The 4,029-nt window shown below is 61.6% G+C and carries 2 protein-coding genes; both read left to right on the top strand.

Annotated features, from left to right (window positions below; translation table 11 throughout):
• The coding region (locus MJ956_RS18500) for a DNA-directed RNA polymerase subunit beta (protein ID WP_479768645.1) at positions 1–1,340 on the top strand (1,340 nt) is incomplete at its 5' end.
• Between the two features lie 137 nt (positions 1,341–1,477).
• The coding region (gene rpoC / locus MJ956_RS18495; RefSeq protein WP_253965893.1) for a DNA-directed RNA polymerase subunit beta' at positions 1,478–4,029 on the top strand (2,552 nt) is incomplete at its 3' end.

Raw genomic sequence — 4,029 nt, 5'->3', positions numbered from 1 at the left:
GCACCGTCGTCGAGGTGCGGGTGTTCAATCGTCACGGCGTCGAGAAGGACGAGCGCGCCATGGCGATCGAACGCGAGGAGATCGAGCGCCTGGCCAAGGATCGTGACGACGAACAGGCGATTCTCGACCGCAACGTCTATGGCCGCCTGGTCGAAATGCTGGATGGAAAGTCCGCCATCGCTGGGCCGAAAGGTTTCAAGAAAGGCGCGACCATCTCCGCCGAAGCGATGAGCGAGTATCCCCGCTCGCAGTGGTGGATGTTCGCGGTCGAGGACGAGAAGCTGCAGGCCGAACTGGAGGATTTGCGCAACGTCTATGACGAGGCGAAGAGCACTCTTGAATCGCGCTTCATGGACAAGGTCGAGAAGGTGCAGCGCGGCGACGAGCTGCCCCCCGGCGTCATGAAGCAGGTCAAGGTCTTCGTGGCGGTCAAGCGCAAGATCCAGCCGGGCGACAAGATGGCTGGACGGCACGGCAACAAGGGTGTGGTGTCGCGCATCCTGCCGGTCGAGGACATGCCGTTCAACGAGGACGGCACACATGTCGATATCGTGCTCAACCCGCTGGGCGTGCCGTCACGCATGAACGTCGGACAGATCCTCGAGACGCATCTTGGCTGGGCCTGTTCGGGCATGGGCAAGAAGATCGGTGAGATGCTCGAGGTCTATCGGCAGTCCCAGGACGTCTCGCCGCTACGCGACGAGATCGCCGGTCTGCTCGGTGACAACGATCGCAACGAGAAGGTCAAGACCTACGACGACGACAGCGTGCTGACGCTCGCCAAGCAGATGACCCGCGGCGTGTCGATCGCGACCCCGGTCTTCGACGGCGCGGTCGAGCAGGACATCGTCGAAATGCTGGAAAAGGCCGGGCTCAACGGCTCGGGGCAGGTCACGCTCTATGACGGGCGAACCGGCGAGGCCTTCGATCGGCAGGTGACGGTTGGCTACATCTACATGCTGAAGCTGCACCATCTGGTGGACGACAAGATCCACGCCCGTTCGATCGGTCCGTACTCGCTCGTCACCCAGCAGCCATTGGGCGGCAAGGCGCAGTTCGGCGGTCAGCGCTTCGGTGAGATGGAGGTCTGGGCGCTTGAGGCTTACGGCGCCGCCTATACGCTGCAGGAGATGCTGACGGTCAAGTCGGACGACGTCGCAGGCCGAACCAAGGTCTACGAGTCGATCGTGCGTGGTGATGACGCCTTCGAGTCCGGCATTCCCGAGAGCTTCAACGTGCTCGTCAAGGAAATGCGCTCGCTTGGCCTCGACGTCGATCTGGCCAATTCGACCGCCGAGTTGCCGGCACCGGCCGAGAGCCTGCCTGACGCGGCTGAGTAGAGACAGCGCCAAAACAGGCCGCACACGCTGCGGCCCGGATCGGCGCCAGACGGGCGCCGATCCGCGACGATTGAACGATTTCAGCGGCCGGTCTTACCGCCGCGACTCGGGGTTCCGCCCCAAGAAGGAGAAAGCGCATGAACCAAGAGGTCATGAACATCTTCAATCCGCAGGTGGCTGCGCAGACGTTTGATTCCATCCGTATCTCGCTTGCGTCGCCTGAAAAAATCCTCTCCTGGTCCTTCGGCGAGATCAAGAAGCCGGAAACGATCAATTATCGTACGTTCAAGCCTGAACGGGACGGTCTGTTCTGCGCGCGCATCTTCGGGCCGATCAAGGATTACGAGTGCTTGTGCGGCAAGTACAAGCGGATGAAGTACAAGGGCATCATCTGCGAGAAGTGCGGCGTCGAGGTCACCCTGTCGCGCGTTCGCCGTGAGCGCATGGGCCATATCGAGCTCGCCGCGCCTGTCGCCCACATCTGGTTCCTGAAGTCGCTGCCGTCGCGGATCGGCACGCTGCTCGACATGACGCTCAAGGACATCGAGCGGGTTCTGTATTTCGAGAACTACATCGTCACCGAGCCGGGCCTCACCTCCCTCAAGGAGCATCAGCTCCTGTCGGAGGAGGAATATATGATCGCCGTGGACGAGTTCGGCGAGGATTCGTTCACCGCGATGATCGGCGCCGAGGCGATCCAAGATCTGCTCGCGGGCATGGATCTTGAAACGATCGCCGGCAATCTGCGCGAGGAGCTGGCGACGACCACCTCCGAGCTCAAGACCAAGAAGCTGATGAAGCGGCTGAAGATCGTCGAGAACTTTCTCGATTCCGGCAACAAGCCTGAATGGATGATCATGAGCGTCGTTCCGGTGATCCCGCCGGATTTGCGTCCGCTCGTGCCGCTCGACGGCGGTCGCTTCGCCACGTCGGATCTCAATGACCTGTATCGGCGCGTCATCAACCGGAACAACCGCCTCAAGCGACTGATCGAATTGCGTGCGCCCGGCATCATCATCCGCAATGAGAAGCGGATGTTGCAGGAAGCCGTCGACGCGTTGTTCGACAACGGCCGCCGCGGTCGCGTCATCACCGGCGCCAACAAGCGCCCATTGAAGTCGCTTTCCGACATGCTCAAGGGCAAGCAGGGCCGGTTCCGCCAGAACCTGCTCGGCAAGCGCGTCGACTATTCCGGCCGCTCGGTCATCGTCACCGGCCCGGAACTGAAGCTGCATCAGTGCGGCCTGCCGAAGAAAATGGCGCTGGAGCTTTTCAAGCCGTTCATCTATGCGCGTCTCGACGCCAAGGGGTTCTCCTCGACCGTCAAGCAGGCGAAGAAGCTGGTCGAGAAGGAGCGCCCGGAAGTCTGGGATATCCTCGACGAGGTCATCCGCGAGCATCCGGTGCTGCTGAACCGCGCTCCGACGCTGCACCGTCTCGGCATCCAGGCCTTCGAGCCGGTGCTGATCGAGGGCAAGGCGATCCAGCTGCATCCGCTCGTCTGCACGGCCTTCAACGCCGATTTCGACGGCGATCAGATGGCCGTGCACGTTCCATTGTCGATCGAGGCGCAGTTGGAAGCGCGCGTCCTCATGATGTCTACCAACAATATCCTGCATCCGGCGAACGGCGCGCCGATCATCGTGCCGTCGCAGGACATGGTGCTCGGGCTCTACTACCTGTCGATCATGAACGAGAACGAGCCGGGGCAGGGGATGGCCTTTTCCGACATCGGCGAACTCGAGCATGCGCTCGCCGCGAAGTCGGTCACGCTGCACAGCAAGGTCAAGGGCCGCTTCAAGACCGTGGACGCGGATGGCAATCCGGTCTCGAAAATCTACGAGACCACGCCGGGCCGCATGCTCATCGGCGAACTCCTGCCGAAGAACGTGGCGATCCCGTTCGACATCTGCAACGAATTGATGACCAAGAAGACCATCTCCAAGATGATCGACCAGGTCTACCGGCACTGCGGTCAGAAGGAGACGGTCATCTTCTGCGATCAGATCATGCAGCTCGGATTCCGTCATGCGTGCACGGCGGGTATCTCGTTCGGCAAGGACGACATGCTGATCCCGGATACCAAACCGAAGATGATCGGCGAGACGCAGGCGCTCGCCAAGGAATACGAGCAGCAGTACAATGACGGGCTGATCACCCAGGGCGAGAAGTACAACAAGGTCGTCGATGCCTGGGCGAAGTGCACGGACAAGATCGCCGACGAGATGATGGCCCGCATCAAGGCGATCGAGTTCGACGACAACGGCCGCCAGAAGCCGATGAACTCGATTTACATGATGTCGCACTCCGGCGCCCGCGGGTCGCCGACCCAGATGCGCCAGCTGGCGGCGATGCGCGGCCTGATGACCAAGCCGTCCGGCGAGATCATCGAGACGCCGATCATCTCGAACTTCAAGGAAGGTCTGACCGTGCTCGAGTACTTCAACTCGACCCACGGTGCCCGCAAGGGTCTCGCCGACACGGCGCTGAAGACCGCCAATTCGGGTTATCTCACCCGTCGTCTCGTCGACGTGGCGCAGGACTGCATCATCACGCAGGTCGATTGCGGCACGAAGAACGGCCTGACCATGCAGCCGATCGTCGACGCCGGTCAGGTCGTCGCGTCGATCGGTCAGCGGGTTCTCGGCCGTACGGCGCTGGAAGATATCCTGCATCCGCTGACAGGCGA

It is taken from the genome of Aurantimonas marianensis (assembly GCF_024195285.1).
GTDB classification, from domain to species: Bacteria; Pseudomonadota; Alphaproteobacteria; order Rhizobiales; family Rhizobiaceae; genus Aurantimonas; species Aurantimonas marianensis.
This window is presented reverse-complemented; position numbering and strand designations above follow the sequence as displayed.